The following is a 14,641-nucleotide window of genomic DNA, read 5'->3' as shown; positions in this document are numbered from 1 at the left end:
GTAAGGTAAGATGCGATGTGTGCTTCGGAGGAGAGCGGCCATGATGCTATTGAAAATCGGCTCGCAAGGCGAGGCCGTGGAACAGGTGCAAGGCGGCCTGAACCACGCGGGTGCCTCGATCTACCCTGAGCTGGAGACGGACGGGATCTTCGGTGGCAAGACCCATGCCAGGGTGGTCGAGTTCCAGGGCAAGAACGGTTTGGCCAAGGACGGCATCGTCGGACAAAAGACCAAAGGGGCGCTGGACAAGTTCATCGAGGCTTTTCTCAACCACATCAAGACACTGACACCGCCGGCCGATGAGCAGGCCGCGCGCGACCGCATCGTCGACATTGCGCGCAAGATGCATGCAAGACATGGCTGGCGGCTCTCCGACCAGCTCGGGGCGGACCGACAGCGGATCGCGATGAACTATCAGGCCGACAGCACCACCAAGGAACGCCAGGGCGGCGCCATCCTTGCGCAGATCGCCATGCTGACCGGCAACCCCGGTATCCAGGCGCATCGATGTCTTCATATTTCGGACGCCGACGTCCAGCGCTATGCCGCCGCACTGCCGCCGATGGATATCGGCAAGTGGTGCGGGGCCTTTGTCTTTGCTGTCTACAAGCTTGCCGGGCTGAAGATCGGGTCCTGGCCCATGGTGAGCACGGCAGCACCAAAACAAGGAAAGCAAACGCTGTTCACGACCGTGATGAAGGCGTCGGACGTGAAGCCCGGCGACTACGGGGTTGCGAACTGGGGCAAGGACCCGGTCACGAAGAAACCGGGTGAAAACCACCACTTCCTCGTGGTGAAGGTCAACGGCGACGAGCTGACGACAATCGAGGGCAACGTCAATTTCCGGGTCAACGACACGTTCGCGCCGCTCACCATCGTGCAACGCGACAAATACTCGATCCACGGTATCTTGAAAGACCCGCAAAAGGACAGCGGCTTCGGCCGGCCGATCTGGTCAAAGGTGCTGTGAGCTGCCGCCGCAGTCCGGTTTAGGTCGGACTTGATCTGGTAAGGCGGTCCGCAGTCAATAAACTTGTCATTCCGGCTGAAGCGCAGCGGAAGGCCGGGATGGCAAATGGCTGGGAGAACCCGTCATTCCGGACAAGTGCAGCGCCCGCTGCGCGCCGATCCGGAAACCGGATGTATTTTGCACCGAAGGCGCGGCTTGTTCTGGTCGTATCGACAAGAGTGTTCGCTTCGCTCACGCAGATTTCTGGATACCCGATCAAGCCGGGCACAGGTTCCAGATCAGCGTTCGGCATCGCCTCACTTGTCTGGAATGCTAGTTGGGGAACGTCACGCCCGACAACGACGGTCCACTTGGGCTCGTTACGACGACGCGCTCAATTGTGTTCAAATGATCTGATGACAAATCGGGGAAGCGTTTCCGTATCCCGATTTGGCCCCTCAAGCAACTATGCCGCTTTCTCATATACTTACATTCGAAAGCGCTTTCCCACCCGGACAGCAGTGGAATCAACTCCGGCATGACTGGCAAAAAAAGAGCGCCTCGCGGGCGCTCTTTTCAGATTTGTAGATGTCCGCAGACGTCCAATCAGCCGTTGGCGACGTACTGGCCGCCGTTGATGGTCATGACCGCGCCGGTCATGAAGGCGGCGGCGTCGGAGGCCAGGTAGACCACGGTCTGGGCGATTTCTTCCGGGTGGCCGAGGCGGCCGACCGGGATATTGGAGACAATCGACTCCAGCACCTTTTCCGGCATGGCGGCAACCATGTCGGTGTTGATGTAGCCCGGGCAGACGCAGTTCACGGTGATGCCCTTGAAGGCGTTTTCCTGGGCCAGCGCCTTGGTGAAGCCGATCACGCCGGCCTTGGCTGCCGAGTAGTTCGTCTGGCCCATCTGGCCTTTCTGGCCGTTGATCGACGAGATGTTGATGATGCGGCCGGAGCCGCGTCCGCGCATGCCGTTGATGACCGGATGGGTCATCGTGAACATGGAATCCAGGTTGGTGGACAGCACGGCGCGCCACTGGTCGAAGTCCATCTTGTGGAACATGCCGTCACGGGTGATGCCGGCATTGTTGACCAGCACCTCGACCGGGCCGAGTTCGCTTTCGACCTGGGCAATTCCGGCAGCGCAGGCTTCGGGGTCGGAGACATCCCATTTATAGACATGGATACCGGTTTCCGCCTTGAAGGCTTCCGCCTTTTCGGTGTTGCCCGCGTAGGTGGCTGCCACGGTGTAGCCGGCGTCCTTCAGCCCGCGCGAGATTGCCTCGCCGATGCCGCGTGTTCCGCCCGTGACCAGTGCGACCTTGCTCATTCCCCTTCCTCCTGACTACCAGTTGGCCTCTTGGAGCTATGGCTCCCGGCTCTTCAACAGAGTGTTTTGTCTAAAACTTCGGTGCTTGGACCACGGCCGGACGGTGCCGGCCATGATCCTTGTCAAATCCGCGCGATCAGCGCTCCAGGCACATGGCAACGCCCATGCCGCCGCCGATGCACAGGGTTGCGAGGCCCTTCTTGGCGTCGCGGCGATTCATCTCGTGCAGCAGGGTCGTCAGAATGCGCGCGCCCGATGCGCCGATCGGGTGGCCAATGGCGATCGCGCCGCCGTTCACGTTGACGATGTCGGGGTTCCAGCCCATGTCCTTGTTGACGGCACAGGCCTGTGCGGCAAAGGCTTCGTTGGCTTCAACGAGGTCCAGATCGGCTGCGGCCCAGCCGGCTTTCTCCAGCGCCTTGCGGGAGGCGGGGATCGGGCCCGAGCCCATGATGGCCGGATCGACGCCGGCGGTTGCCCAGGACGCAATCCGGGCGAGCGGCGTCAGACCGCGCTTTTCAGCTTCGGCAGCGCTCATGACCAAGATCGCAGCGGCACCGTCATTGATGCCGGACGCGTTGGCGGCGGTCACGGAGCCTTCCTTGGTGAAGGCCGGGCGCAGCTTGGCAACGCTCTCAAGGGTCGCGCCGTGACGGATGTATTCGTCGTCCTCGACCACTTTCTCGGCCCGGCGTTCCTTGACGGTCACGGGCGTGATCTCGTCCTTGAACTTGCCGGCTTTCTGGGCAGCCTCGGCCTTGTTCTGGGAGGCGACGGCGAATTCGTCCTGCTGATCGCGGTTGATCTGCCATTTCTCGGCAACGTTCTCCGCCGTCTGGCCCATATGGTAGCCATTGAAGGCGTCCCACAGACCGTCCTTGATCATCGTGTCGATCATTTTGTAATCGCCCATCTTGTAGCCATTGCGCATATGCGCAGCATGGGGCGACAGCGACATGTTTTCCTGGCCGCCGGCCATCATGATCGTGGCATCGCCGGTCTGGATCTGCTGCGCTGCAATAGCAACGGTGCGCAAACCGGATCCGCAAACCTGGTTCAGGGTCCAGGCGGATGAACTGTCGGCAATGCCGGCATTGATCGCGGCCTGGCGTGCCGGGTTCTGTCCCTGCGCGGCTGTCAGGACCTGACCGAACACGACTTCGTCGATGTCTCCGCCTTCGACGCCCGCCTGCTCCATTGCGGCTTTCATGACGATTGTGCCCAGATCATGCGCCGGAACGTTGGCGAATGAACCGTTGAAAGATCCAACAGGCGTGCGGGTCGCGCTGACAATGACGATATCTGTGGAAGCGCTCATACTACTCTCCAGAACTGATGGCCGAATGGCCGTAGACGGACGGTGCCTAGAGGGCACTTTTCGATCCTCAATTATGGGAGGACTAGAAACTGCCCGGGATACGGTGTCAACCGTAACAGCCCTTATCCGGGGGGTCTTTTCGCATTTGCGGCATAATCCTTTCGTCAGCGCACATAAAAAGAGTGGCACGATCCGATACGATTGGCTTAGTCTCTTAGTCGGAGGAGGCGGCACGTCGGCGAAAGCACTGTCGCCACATGGAAAACTAGCCGTAAGGCTGACAGGCGGAAATGACGAATGGCTAAGACAACCGAGCCTACAATCATCAAGAAATACGCCAACCGGCGGCTCTACAACACGGGCACCAGCACCTATGTCACGCTTGAGGATCTTGCGGTGATGGTGAAGGGAGAAGAAGACTTTGTGGTCTACGACGCCAAAACGGGAGAGGACATCACCCGGTCGGTGCTCACGCAAATCATTTTCGAACAGGAAGGCAAGGGCCAGAACCTTCTGCCCGTCACCTTCCTGCGGCAGCTCATCCGCTTTTACGGCGACAGCATGCAGGGACTGGTTCCGAGCTTTCTCGAATATTCGATGACATCGCTCACCAAGGAACAGGAAAAGCTGCGCTCGCAAATGAGCGAGGCATTCGGGGCGACCGCATTCGACGCGATCGAGGATCAGGTGAAGCGGAACACCGAGATGTTCGAGCGGGCCATGAAAATGTTCATGCCGTTCCCGACCGGCGAATCGGGAAATTCCTCGACCGCCGGATCAACGCCCGCCGCCGATGCCAAGAAGAGTGCATCCGGCCCCGGCGAGCTTGATGACATGAAGCGGCAGCTGGAAGAAATGCAGAAGAAGATCAACCAGCTTTCGGACAAATCCTGACATCCGGCCAAGGTTGCCGATCAGAATGAATGACGGCAGGAAGCGGGTTGCCGCTTCCTGCCGTTGTTTTTCCGGGCGCTGTTTTCACATTTGAGCGTCAGCCGCAATCGGCGACCAGACCGGCCGTTTCGATCCCGGCCACGGCGCAGGCTTCGTCGTTTTCGGAGGTGTCGCCGGTGATGCCGACAGCGCCGAGTGTTTCACCTGCATCGTTCCTGACCAGAACGCCGCCCGGCACCGGTATGATGTTGCCGCCCGCGGCGCCGTTGAGCGCATTGACGAAATGAGGACGCGTTTCCGCGTTGGCGTTCAGCCACCGGGTTCCGGTGCCGACCGCAAGCGCGCCGTTCGCCTTGCCGGTCGCGATCTGGGGACGCAGGTTGGACGAGCCGTCCTGCCGCTTCAGGGTCACGACATGACCGCCCGCATCCAGAACGACAACAGTGAGCGGCTTCAGGCCCAGCTCGGCCGCTTTTGCAAATGCGGCGGAAGTGATGGTCTCTGCCGTTGAAAGTGAAATGCCATTTGCCATTGAATGTCGTCCTTTTGAAGGTTCATAACGGGGCGGGGCAAACACTTTTCTCAAGTCGCGCTACGTACGGCACCAGCCGCGCTCAGCTGTGTGCGCCCCATTTGCATGTTTGCGCATTTGCCGGTCACTCCTTAAGGTGCTGCCCTCAATCAGGGCTTGCTAGCAGACAAGAGCGCAGGCGAATAGGTGGCTTCGCCGAGAAACTTCTGCGGCGAAACGGAACAAGTGATGTGAAATTCGGGTTGGAGGAATTCAGTGAAGCGTGATTTTCAGGCCCCGGGCCGCTCGCCGGTCTTTGCGCGTAACGCGGCGGCTGCAACCTCTCACCCCCTGGCGACAAGCGCCGTTCTGGAAGTTCTGCAAAACGGCGGCAATGCCGTCGATGCGGCAATCGCCGGGGTCGCGGTGCAATGTGTCGTCGAAACGCACATGACCGGTATCGGCGGTGACTGCTTCGCGATCGTGACCGAGCCCGATGGCCGGCTCACCGGTTTCAACGGGTCCGGTGCGGCGCCAAAGGCCGCGTCGCCCGAACGCCTCGCGGAACTGGGTGTGAAGGAGATTACCGACACGTCTGCCCATGCCGTCACCGTGCCCGGAGCCGTCCGGGCGTGGGAAACGCTGCTGTCGGCCCATGGCACGCGATCCTTCAAGGAGCTCTTCAAGCGCGCCATCGAATATGCCCGCGACGGGTTCCCCGTGGCTCCGAGAGTTGCGCGCGACTGGGCGCAGAACGTTGCCAAGCTTTCAGAGGATGAGATCTCGGCCGCGCGCTACCTGATCAACGGCGCGGCACCGGAAACCGGCACCATCTTGAAATACCCGCATCTGGCCGACACGCTCGAACGGATCGCGGAAGGCGGCGCGGACGCTTTCTACAGCGGCGACATCGCCCGTGACATCGTGTCAGCGCTCCAGGCCAAGGGCGGCCTGATGACCGAAGACGATCTTGCCGCATGTCACACGACCGCCGTTGCCCCCGTCATGCGCGACTACAAGGGCTACTCGGTCGCCGAACTTCCGCCGAACGGACAGGGGGTCATCGCACTGGTGATCCTCGGGATTCTCGAAAAGTTCGATCTGGAAAACATGGACCCGCTCGGCCCGGAACGGTTTCACCTGGAAATGGAGGCCTCGCGCATCGCCTACGCGGTCCGGGACAAGTTTGTCACCGACCCGAACTACATGGATGTGTGCCACACGCGGCTGATCGGGTCAGACTACATCGACCAGCTCGCAAGCCTGGTGTCGCTGGAGAGCCGCACCTTCCCGATTCCCGAGGCCTCCCTTTCGCCGCAGACAGACACGGTCTACCTGAGCGTCGTCGACAAGGACGGCCTTTCGGTTTCCTTCATCAATTCGCTGTTCAGCGATTTCGGCTCGGGGATCGTCGCCCCTGCAAGCGGCGTGCTGCTGCATAGCCGCGGGAAGTCGTTCAGGGCCGCGCCGGGACACGCGAATTCGATCGATGGCGGCAAACGGCCACTGCACACGATCATTCCCGCCATGGTGCTGAAGGATGGTGCCCCGTTTCTGTCGTTCGGGGTGATGGGCGGACAATATCAGGCCTGCGGTCACGCGCATCTGCTGACGAACATCATCGATTACGGCATGGACGTGCAGGCCGCGATCGACTTTCCGCGCATGTTCTTCGATCTGGACACCCACGACCTCCAGGCGGAACGGCTCGTGCCTCCGTCAACCGTCGACGGCCTGAAGGCACGCGGCCATACGGTCGTTCCGGCGTCCGGTCCTATCGGCGGCAGCCAGGCGATCATGATCGACAAGGCACGTCATCTCCTGACCGCAGGCTCCGATCCGCGCAAGGACGGGCACGCCGCCGGTTACTAGCGCAGCGGTGCTTGTCCCTGTTTGCAGATCGGCGGCTGGAATCAATGGGAGGGAAGCGGACTCAGGCCGAGAGGGACACCGTGTGCGTCCGCTCGTCGTCCTCGTAGGCGGACGCAGCGGCGTATTGCCGGACATGGTCTTCGCGTTCCAGCAGTGTTTCATGATGAAATTCGCGCCCGGCCAGCAACTGCGTTGCGTATTCCGCGTCCGCGCCGTGATAGGTGTTGCGCAGCGCGGCGGAGGCGACATGGACGGGAACCATCGGAAGATCGGAAAACTGGCGTGAAACCGCCAGGGCGTCTTCCATCTGTGTCAACGGCGCATCAAGGGGTTTCTGCCGCGTACGCATCGCATGGACGGCGGGAACAGGTGTGACAATCATATTCCATACTCCGTGTTGGGCCAGACCGTGGCCATCGTGTCGGAGGTCCGGTGTTTCCGGATCTGGGTTCAATATAGGTATCGAATCAGCCGGCAAATGTGCTGGAGATCACTTATGTGCCGACTTGACGCAGATTTGCCTGCCACGTGAAAAAAAGACCCGGAGCAAATTGCTCCGGGCCAGGAACTCCAGTGGTACTTCTGGAAATCAAGAAAGTGTCAGCGGTCGGTCCGGATCAGATGCCCGGCTGCGCGCTGCCTCGGCAGCGCGGCGGTGGCGCGATAGGCGTCGGCGCAGAGCTCTGGAACCGATCGGCGGCGCGGCCGCTCCTGAAGCTCGATCTCGCCTGACGCGAGCAGGTGGGCGAGGAAAACCGAATTGGGGTGATAGTCCCGGAAGAAGGTCTCAGGCTCGCTGCGGTGCTCCGGCTCGGGCGGCGGCGGCAGGTAACCTGCAAAATCGCCCTCGGACCCGGACCGCGCCTCTCCCGAAGAGGGACGCTGGCGCCTCACAATGGAACGGCCTGTTGCACTTACCGGGTTCACTCGCACTAAAAAACGCCTCGTTGTTTCAAAATGGCACGCTCAGTGCCTTCCTGCCTGAAACGCCGCAATCCTTATGCCAATATAAGATGCCGTTAACCTTTTGCCCGCGGAATCCGGCCAAAACGAGGTCACAAAAGTTAACGGCTTGGTGCTTTGGGAGACAGTTTGCGTGATCGCGGGGCGTACGAGCCCATGGACACGGCGTGCTGGAGCGCGCAATTCCGGGCAAAGCAGACCCGCCCGCAGCCTGGTTGACGCCTACCGGTTGGGGGGCGGTCACCCTGCTTACACTCGCAACTGCATTTACCGTTGCGGGTGAATTTCGGAGCGAGTACGAAGCGGCGCGCTGGATTGCGACCGGTTGCGGCCCGGAAAAATCCGGGCCTGTTCAGGTTGCTTCCGGATCCTTGCCGGTCCACGCGGTCCGGTCGATATCCAGATCGGCGAACTTGTCCGGATTGAGCACCGGCCGGTCGACACCCGCACGGATCTGCTCCTTGAAGTCGTCAAGGATCCGCTTCGCCGTCGGGAACAGCATCATGAGTGCCAGCAAGTTGACGACAGCCAGCACGCCCATCAGCGGATCGGAGAAGAAGAAGACCGCCGTTGCGTCCGGTGCATGTCCCGAAATCCCGGTGGAAATTTGCCGCCGGGACGCAACAAAAAAAACGCGGCCGATGCAGCCGCGCTTTTCGTAAATTCTCTTGTCTGATGGCTTAAGCGGTCAGAGCGCCCTGTGCCTTGTCGACCAGAACCTTGAACGCGTCAGGCTGGTTGATGGCGAGATCGGACAGGACCTTGCGGTCGACTTCAACGCCGGCCTTGTTCAGACCGTCAATGAAACGGCCGTAGGTCATGCCGTGCTGGCGGGTTGCCGCGTTGATGCGCTGGATCCAAAGCGAGCGGAACGTGCGCTTTTTGGCCTTGCGGTCGCGGTAGGCGTACTGTCCTGCCTTCTCGACGGCCTGCTTGGCAACGCGGATGGTGCTCTTGCGGCGGCCGTAATAACCCTTGGCGGCCTTCAGAACTTTCTTGTGGCGAGCGTGGGCGGTGACGCCCCTTTTGACGCGTGACATTTAGATGATCTCCTTGGGGCTGGCTTTATGCGTAGGGCAGGAACTGCTTCACGATGCGTGCATCCTGATCGCTGAGCGTGGTTGTTCCACGTGCGTTGCGGATGAACTTGTTCGTGCGCTTGATCATGCCGTGGCGCTTGCCGGCCTGCGCGGTTTTCACCTTGCCGGTCGCGGTCACCTTGAAGCGCTTCTTGGCGCCGGATTTCGTCTTCAGCTTGGGCATTTTGCATCCTTTCCTTGGCGCATCCGCATCGAGCGGGTGCTTTTTTGTTGGAGCATTCAGAGCCGACACGGCATGCCCTTTTCTGCCGGGAGGACCTGCATTTGCATGCAGAAGTCCAGTCCACGACGAGCCGGACGACTCTGGACCGGGCGCTTATATGGGAGGTTTCGGCGGATTGCAACCGGATTCGGGGCAGAACGCGTCGAAAGTCGCGGGGCGGATTTCCCGCCCGGCGACAGATTTTTCGTGTCCTCGCGCTTCACGGCAAACTCATGCCGCAATCCTGCACTCATCCTTGGCTGCATTGAGACGTGCCGTGACGGTCTCCGTATCCCCGGTGGTTCCCTGGACCGAGATGAAGCGGATGTCCTGGATGCCAAGAAAGGAAAGAAGGAAACGCAGGTAGGGTTCGACGAAATTGGCCGCAGAGAAGGGCTGGCCCTCAAGATAACCTTCCGCGCCATAGGCGCAGATGACCACGGCGCGGCGGGTTCTGGCGAGCCCCGCGAAAGCGCCGTCCTGATAGGAAAAAGTATGGCCCATCCGGACGATCTGGTCGATCCAGGCCTTGAGAGCGGCCGGGACACTGAAATTGTAGATCGGGGCGGTGATCAGAAGCGTGTCGGCTTCCTGCAGTTCACCGATCAGCGTGTCGGACAGTTCGGTCGCGGCCTTCAGGTCGCCGGTCATTTGTTCCGCCGGCGTATAAAAGCCTTCGATCGTCTTCTGGCTGATGATCGGGATCGAGCCATCGGCCACCTGCCGGGAGATGACCCGGCAGCCGGGATGCTTCTCCCGGAAGCAGGTTTCGAAATGATCAGCCACGGCAGCAGAATGCGAGCCGGTCCGGCGGGAGCTGGAATTGATGCGCAAGAGCAGTGTCATTGGAGGTCTCCTTTGTGGCAGGCCCAAAGCTATTTCTGCGCTGGTGCAAGAAAAACACGATAGCACGCAGCAGAATCGTGCGTAAAATGCACGAATGGACATTCAATCTCTCAAGACATTGCTTCTCGTGCGGGATATCGGCAGCATCGCCGGGGCCGCCCGAGCCCTGGATGTCGATGCCTCCAGCGTGTCGCGGATCGTTGCCAATGCGGAAAAGGACCTCGGCGTCCGGATCTTCCAGCGCAGCACGCGGAAACTGGCGCTGACGGAAGAGGGCGGGCGCTATCTGCAAAGGATCGCGCCGCTGCTGGAAGAGCTTGAAACGGCGGCGGAGGAAGCGGCGTCGCAGGGCGCGTTGCCGAAAGGCACGCTGAAGATGACAGCGTCCGTCGCCTTCGCGCAGGAGGGTATCATGCCGGTCCTGCCGCTGTTCCAGGAGCGTTATCCGGATCTGTCGGTCGAGCTCTACCCGTCCGACTACAACATGGACCTGCTTGCGGAAGGGCTCGACCTGGCGGTCCGGCTGGCGGCTGCTCCGAAGGGGGATCTGATTTCCACCCGGCTGTTTTCGTCGCACTACCGTGTGGTGGCGTCGCCCGCTTATCTTGAAAAGCATGGTCCGGTCGGTACGCCGCGGGATCTTGCCGATCACAATTGCCTGTGTTTCGCGCTGCCGGGATTCCGCAACAGCTGGAAGTTCCGGAGCGAGGACAGCGGGCCCTTCGAAGTCGATGTTGCGGGCAAGACGGTGATCGCGAGCGCGCTCTCCCTGCGCGAGGCCGCCCGCCTCGGCATGGGTGTTGCGCTCCTGGCCAACTGGCTGATCCGGGACGATCTCAAGGACGGCCGTCTTGTTGATCTCTTTCCGGCGCATGATTGCGCGGCAACCGATTTCGACACGGCCGCCTGGATCCTCTATCCGAGCAAGGCCTTCCTGCCGCGAAAGGTCCGGGTCATGATCGATTTCCTGAAAGCGGAGCTGCGGTGAAATTCGGTCTGCGGCACCAGTTCCGGTTGCTCGTCGGCACGCCGGGGCTCCCCGGTCCCGGGTCTCACGATGTTCGCCCAGGGAGACGATGGAGGGTGTTGGTCCGTCTCCCCGTTTGTCATTCCGGACAAGTGAGGCTGAGCCGAACGCTGATCCGGAATCCAGAAATCAGCGTGAGCGGAGCGGACTCGGATCTTTCTTTTGCGCAAGAGGCCGCGCTTTCAGCGCGCATTATGTCTGGATTCCGGATCAGCGCGCAGCTGACGCTGCACTTGTCCGGAATGACGGGCGCTCGGTTTTTTTCACCCCGACTGACCGGAGTTCGCGCCGGGACCGGGCAGGTACTGACCCGGCGGTTTTTCGGTTGCCCGTCGGCACGTCGGGGCTCTCCGGCCCCGGGTCTCACGATGTTCGCCCGGGGAGACGATGGAGGGTGTTGGTCCGTCTCCCCGTTTGTCATTCCGGACAAGTGAGGCTGAGCCGAACGCTGATCCGGAATCCAGATATGAGCGTGAGCGGAGCGAACCCGGATCTTTCTTTTGTGCAAGAGGCCACGCTTTCAGCGCGCATTATGTCTGGATTCCGGATCAGCGCGCAGCTGACGCTGCACTTGTCCGGAATGACGGATCTCTCTGATTTTTCACCCCGACTGAGCGGAGTACGCGCCGGGACCGGGGAGGTACCGACCCGGCGGTTTTTCGGTTGCCCATCGGTGCGTGGGGGCTCCCCGGTCCCGGGTCTCACGATGTTCGCCCGGGGAGACGATGGAGGGTGTTGCTGTGTCTCGCCGTCTTTCCGGAAGGACGAGGCTCTTTTTCTTGTCATCCCTGCGAAGGCAGGGATCCAGTAACCTCCTGTCCGGCCGTTGTTCTCTTATGCGCGCCGCATGGATTGCAGGGTCCCGGTCTTGCCGCTTGTGCGACAAACCGGGATGGGAACCACTAGGCGGCCGATTCTTCGAGACGCACGCAAGCGTGCGTCTCGGTAGGAGGGTTGAACCGGATGAAGGCCCGGTCCGCGTCAGGCGTTGACGTCGACGACGACGCGGCCCTTGACCTGGCCTTTCAGGATATCGGCGCCAAGCCCGGGCAGATCTTCGAGCGTGGCCGGCTGGATCATGGCTTCCAGCTTGTCCATTGGCAGATCATTTGCCAGCCGCTCCCACGCCTTGAGGCGGGCATCGTAGGGCTTCATGACGCTGTCGATGCCGAGCAGGTTGACGCCGCGCAGAAGGAACGGAATGACGGTTGCCGGTAGCGCCGCGCCGCCTGCCAGGCCGACAGCTGCGACAGACGCGCCGTATTTCATCTGGCCGAGCACGCGGGCCAGCATGGCACCGCCGACCGCGTCCACGCATCCGGCCCATGTTTCGGCTTCCAGCGGACGCTTGACGGTTTCATTGACGTCGTCGCGCGGAACGATGGTGCTGGCGCCCAGGGACTTCAGGTAGTCCCAGGTGCTTTCGCGGCCCGTCACGGCGGCGACTTCATAACCGAGATTGGCGAGAATGGCGGTCGCGACCGAGCCGACGCCGCCGGCCGCACCGGTCACCAGAACGGGTCCGTCGCCCGGTTTCAGGCCGTGGTCTTCCAGGGCCATGACGGCGAGCATGGCCGTGAAGCCCGCCGTGCCGACGGCCATGGCGTTGCGGGTCGAGATGCCTTCGGGCAGCGGCACGAGCCATTCGCCCTTCACGGAGGCCTTCTGGGCGTAGCCGCCCCACCAGACCTCACCGACACGCCAGCCGGTGAGGACCAACTTGTCGCCAGGCTTGTACCAGTCGTCCGAGGATTCCAGGACCGTGCCAGCAAAGTCAATGCCGGGCACGTGGGGGTAGTTGCGCACCAAACCGCCACCCGGACCGACACACAGACCGTCCTTGTAGTTCAGCGTGGAGTATTCGACGGCGACGGTGACATCGCCTTCCGGCAAGCGGCTGTCGTCAAGCTCCTGAACCGACGCGGAGGTCTTGCCTTCGTCGTTCTTTTCAACGAGGAGTGCTTTGAAAGTCATGGTCAAACTGCCCTGTTAGCTGGTGTTTTCCGTCATCGTCCTGGCGTCCTCGCGCAGAACAAACTTCTGTATCTTGCCGGTCGCCGTTTTCGGCAATTCGGTGAAGACGATCTTTTTCGGTCTCTTGAAACCGGCCATATGCGCGCGGCAGAAGTCGATCAGTTCATCTTCCGTCAAGGTGCTGCCGTCCTTCAATTCGACAAAGGCGCACGGCACTTCGCCCCATGTACCGTCCGGCAGGGCGACGACCGCCGCAAGCACGACATCGGGATGCCGGTGCAGAACGCCCTCCACTTCGACGGAGGAAATGTTTTCGCCGCCTGAGATGATGACGTCCTTCAGCCTGTCTCGGATCTGGACATAACCGTTGGGATGGCGCACGGCCGCATCGCCCGACTTGAAGTGGCCGCCGGAGAAGGCTTCGGACGTTGCCGCCTCGTTCTTGTAGTAGCCCTTCATGACGGTGTTGCCGCGAATGACGATCTCGCCCTGCGTCTCGCCGTCCATCGGAACCGGTTCGCCGGTGTCCCGGTCGACGACATCCACCGTTTCCGTCATCGGAAAGCCGACCCCTTGCCAGGATTGCAACTCCGCCTGCTCGTCGGCGGACAGGTCTTCCCATTCCTCGCGCCACAGGCACTGAACGACGTGGCCGTAGGTTTCCGTCAGTCCGTAGACCTGCATGACTTCGAAGCCGAGCGCCTTCGTTGCCGCCAGCACGGCCGCCGGGGGTGGTGCGCCCGCCGTCATGATCTTGACGGGTGCGGAAAGCGGCCGCCTGTCATCTTCCGGGGTGTTGACCAGCATGGACAACACGATCGGTGCGCCGCCGAGATGGGTGATCCCGAAGCGGTCGATCAGGTCGAATACGGCCTTGCCGCTGACCTGGCGGATGCACACGATTGTTCCGGCCATCAGTGTCATGGCCCAGGCGTGGCACCAGCCGTTACAGTGGAACATCGGCACGGTGTAGAGATAGACCGGGTGCCGCGGGAGCTCCCAGGCGACCGGCGTTCCCATGGCCATGAGATAGGCGCCGCGATGGTGGTAAACCACACCCTTGGGGCGTCCGGAGGTTCCCGAGGTGTAGTTGAGCGCCAGGGCCTGCCATTCGTCGTCCGGACCGGCCCATGCGAAGGCGGGATCGCCCTTCTCGATCAGGCCGGCATAGGTTTCCGTGCCCAGCCTGTCGCCGCCCGGCGCATGGGGATCGACGATGTCGACGACCGGCAGGCTCTTGCCGTTCAGCGCGAAAGCGGCCTTGACGACGCCGGAAAAGGCCGTGTCGGCGATCACCAGCCGGGCATCGCCGTGATCGAAGATGTAGGCGACGGTTTCGGCTTCGAGACGGATATTGATCGTGTTGAGCACCGCCCCCGTCAGCGGGACGGCGTAGTGAAGCTCGAAGAGCTCCGGCGTGTTGGCGGCCAGAACGGAGACCGTGTCGCCCGGGCCGATGCCCATGTCCTTCAGGCTCGAGGCCAGGCGGCGCACCCGCTCATGTACCTCGCGCCAGGTGAGGCGCAGGTCGTTGTAGACCAGCGCGGTCTTTTCCGGGAAGATCGCCGCCGTGCGTTCCAGGAACGACAGGGGAGACAGCGGCACATGGTTGGCCGTCTGCCGCGGGAGCGCTTCGTAATGTTCTTTCAT

15 protein-coding genes are annotated in these 14,641 nt (G+C 61.6%); 4 read left to right on the top strand and 11 right to left on the bottom strand.

The annotated features are described in order from the left end of the window. The first annotated feature begins 40 nt into the window (after positions 1 to 40). On the top strand, positions 41 to 970 hold the full coding sequence (locus tag ACO07N_RS06920) for a peptidoglycan-binding domain-containing protein (RefSeq protein ID WP_421980315.1): 930 nt from the start codon (positions 41 to 43) through the stop codon (positions 968 to 970). A gap of 585 nt (positions 971 to 1,555) precedes the next feature. Here the strand turns inward: ACO07N_RS06920 and phbB are convergent. Together phbB and ACO07N_RS06910 are read right to left on the bottom strand one after the other, a co-directional pair. Continuing rightward, positions 1,556 to 2,284 (bottom strand): acetoacetyl-CoA reductase, encoded by a 729-nt coding sequence (gene phbB, locus ACO07N_RS06915; RefSeq protein WP_421980314.1) that lies wholly within the window; start codon positions 2,282 to 2,284, stop codon positions 1,556 to 1,558. A 136-nt stretch (positions 2,285 to 2,420) separates the two neighbouring features. Beyond that, positions 2,421 to 3,602 (bottom strand): acetyl-CoA C-acetyltransferase, encoded by a 1,182-nt coding sequence (locus ACO07N_RS06910; protein ID WP_306142204.1) that lies wholly within the window; start codon positions 3,600 to 3,602, stop codon positions 2,421 to 2,423. 297 nt (positions 3,603 to 3,899) lie between these two features. On the opposite strand from ACO07N_RS06910, the gene phaR reads away from it, so the two are divergent. Beyond that, positions 3,900 to 4,496, top strand: coding sequence for a polyhydroxyalkanoate synthesis repressor PhaR (gene phaR / locus ACO07N_RS06905; protein ID WP_421980313.1), 597 nt, complete (start codon positions 3,900 to 3,902; stop codon positions 4,494 to 4,496). Between the two features lie 97 nt (positions 4,497 to 4,593). Here phaR and ACO07N_RS06900 read toward each other — a convergent pair whose 3' ends face one another. Then, the gene (locus tag ACO07N_RS06900) at positions 4,594 to 5,028 is read right to left on the bottom strand and encodes a GlcG/HbpS family heme-binding protein (protein ID WP_421980312.1); all 435 of its coding nucleotides are present in this window, start codon (positions 5,026 to 5,028) and stop codon (positions 4,594 to 4,596) included. A gap of 255 nt (positions 5,029 to 5,283) precedes the next feature. On the opposite strand from ACO07N_RS06900, the gene ggt reads away from it, so the two are divergent. Then, complete coding sequence (gene ggt / locus ACO07N_RS06895) at positions 5,284 to 6,879, top strand: gamma-glutamyltransferase (RefSeq protein WP_421980311.1); 1,596 nt, start codon at positions 5,284 to 5,286, stop codon at positions 6,877 to 6,879. Positions 6,880 to 6,940: 61 nt separating this feature from the next. Here the strand turns inward: ggt and ACO07N_RS06890 are convergent, their stop codons facing one another. The 6 genes from ACO07N_RS06890 to ACO07N_RS06865 form a co-directional block, all read right to left on the bottom strand. Beyond that, positions 6,941 to 7,261 (bottom strand): hypothetical protein, encoded by a 321-nt coding sequence (locus ACO07N_RS06890; RefSeq protein ID WP_421980310.1) that lies wholly within the window; start codon positions 7,259 to 7,261, stop codon positions 6,941 to 6,943. Between the two features lie 218 nt (positions 7,262 to 7,479). Then, complete coding sequence (locus tag ACO07N_RS06885) at positions 7,480 to 7,773, bottom strand: hypothetical protein (protein WP_421980309.1); 294 nt, start codon at positions 7,771 to 7,773, stop codon at positions 7,480 to 7,482. A 421-nt stretch (positions 7,774 to 8,194) separates the two neighbouring features. After that, entirely contained in the window at positions 8,195 to 8,437 is a 243-nt protein-coding gene (locus ACO07N_RS06880) for an alanine:cation symporter family protein (protein WP_421984390.1), read from the bottom strand. Between the two features lie 85 nt (positions 8,438 to 8,522). Continuing rightward, on the bottom strand, positions 8,523 to 8,882 hold the full coding sequence (rplT, locus tag ACO07N_RS06875) for a 50S ribosomal protein L20 (RefSeq protein WP_306142195.1): 360 nt from the start codon (positions 8,880 to 8,882) through the stop codon (positions 8,523 to 8,525). Between the two features lie 25 nt (positions 8,883 to 8,907). Beyond that, positions 8,908 to 9,105, bottom strand: coding sequence for a 50S ribosomal protein L35 (gene rpmI / locus ACO07N_RS06870; RefSeq protein WP_145345317.1), 198 nt, complete (start codon positions 9,103 to 9,105; stop codon positions 8,908 to 8,910). A gap of 270 nt (positions 9,106 to 9,375) precedes the next feature. Further along, the gene (locus tag ACO07N_RS06865; RefSeq protein ID WP_421980308.1) at positions 9,376 to 9,990 is read right to left on the bottom strand and encodes an FMN-dependent NADH-azoreductase; all 615 of its coding nucleotides are present in this window, start codon (positions 9,988 to 9,990) and stop codon (positions 9,376 to 9,378) included. 94 nt (positions 9,991 to 10,084) lie between these two features. On the opposite strand from ACO07N_RS06865, the gene ACO07N_RS06860 reads away from it, so the two are divergent. Next, positions 10,085 to 10,978 carry a LysR family transcriptional regulator gene (locus ACO07N_RS06860; RefSeq protein ID WP_421980307.1) on the top strand — a complete coding sequence of 298 codons (894 nt, stop codon included), beginning with the start codon at positions 10,085 to 10,087 and terminating at the stop codon, positions 10,976 to 10,978. A 1,020-nt stretch (positions 10,979 to 11,998) separates the two neighbouring features. Here ACO07N_RS06860 and acuI read toward each other — a convergent pair. Next, complete coding sequence (acuI, locus tag ACO07N_RS06855) at positions 11,999 to 12,991, bottom strand: acryloyl-CoA reductase (protein WP_421980306.1); 993 nt, start codon at positions 12,989 to 12,991, stop codon at positions 11,999 to 12,001. A gap of 15 nt (positions 12,992 to 13,006) precedes the next feature. Continuing rightward, a complete protein-coding gene (locus ACO07N_RS06850; RefSeq protein WP_421980305.1) occupies positions 13,007 to 14,641 on the bottom strand; it encodes an AMP-binding protein in 1,635 nt (544 codons plus the stop codon).

Source organism: Roseibium sp. (assembly GCF_965229775.1).
Taxonomy (GTDB): Bacteria; Pseudomonadota; Alphaproteobacteria; order Rhizobiales; family Stappiaceae; genus Roseibium.
This window is presented reverse-complemented; position numbering and strand designations above follow the sequence as displayed.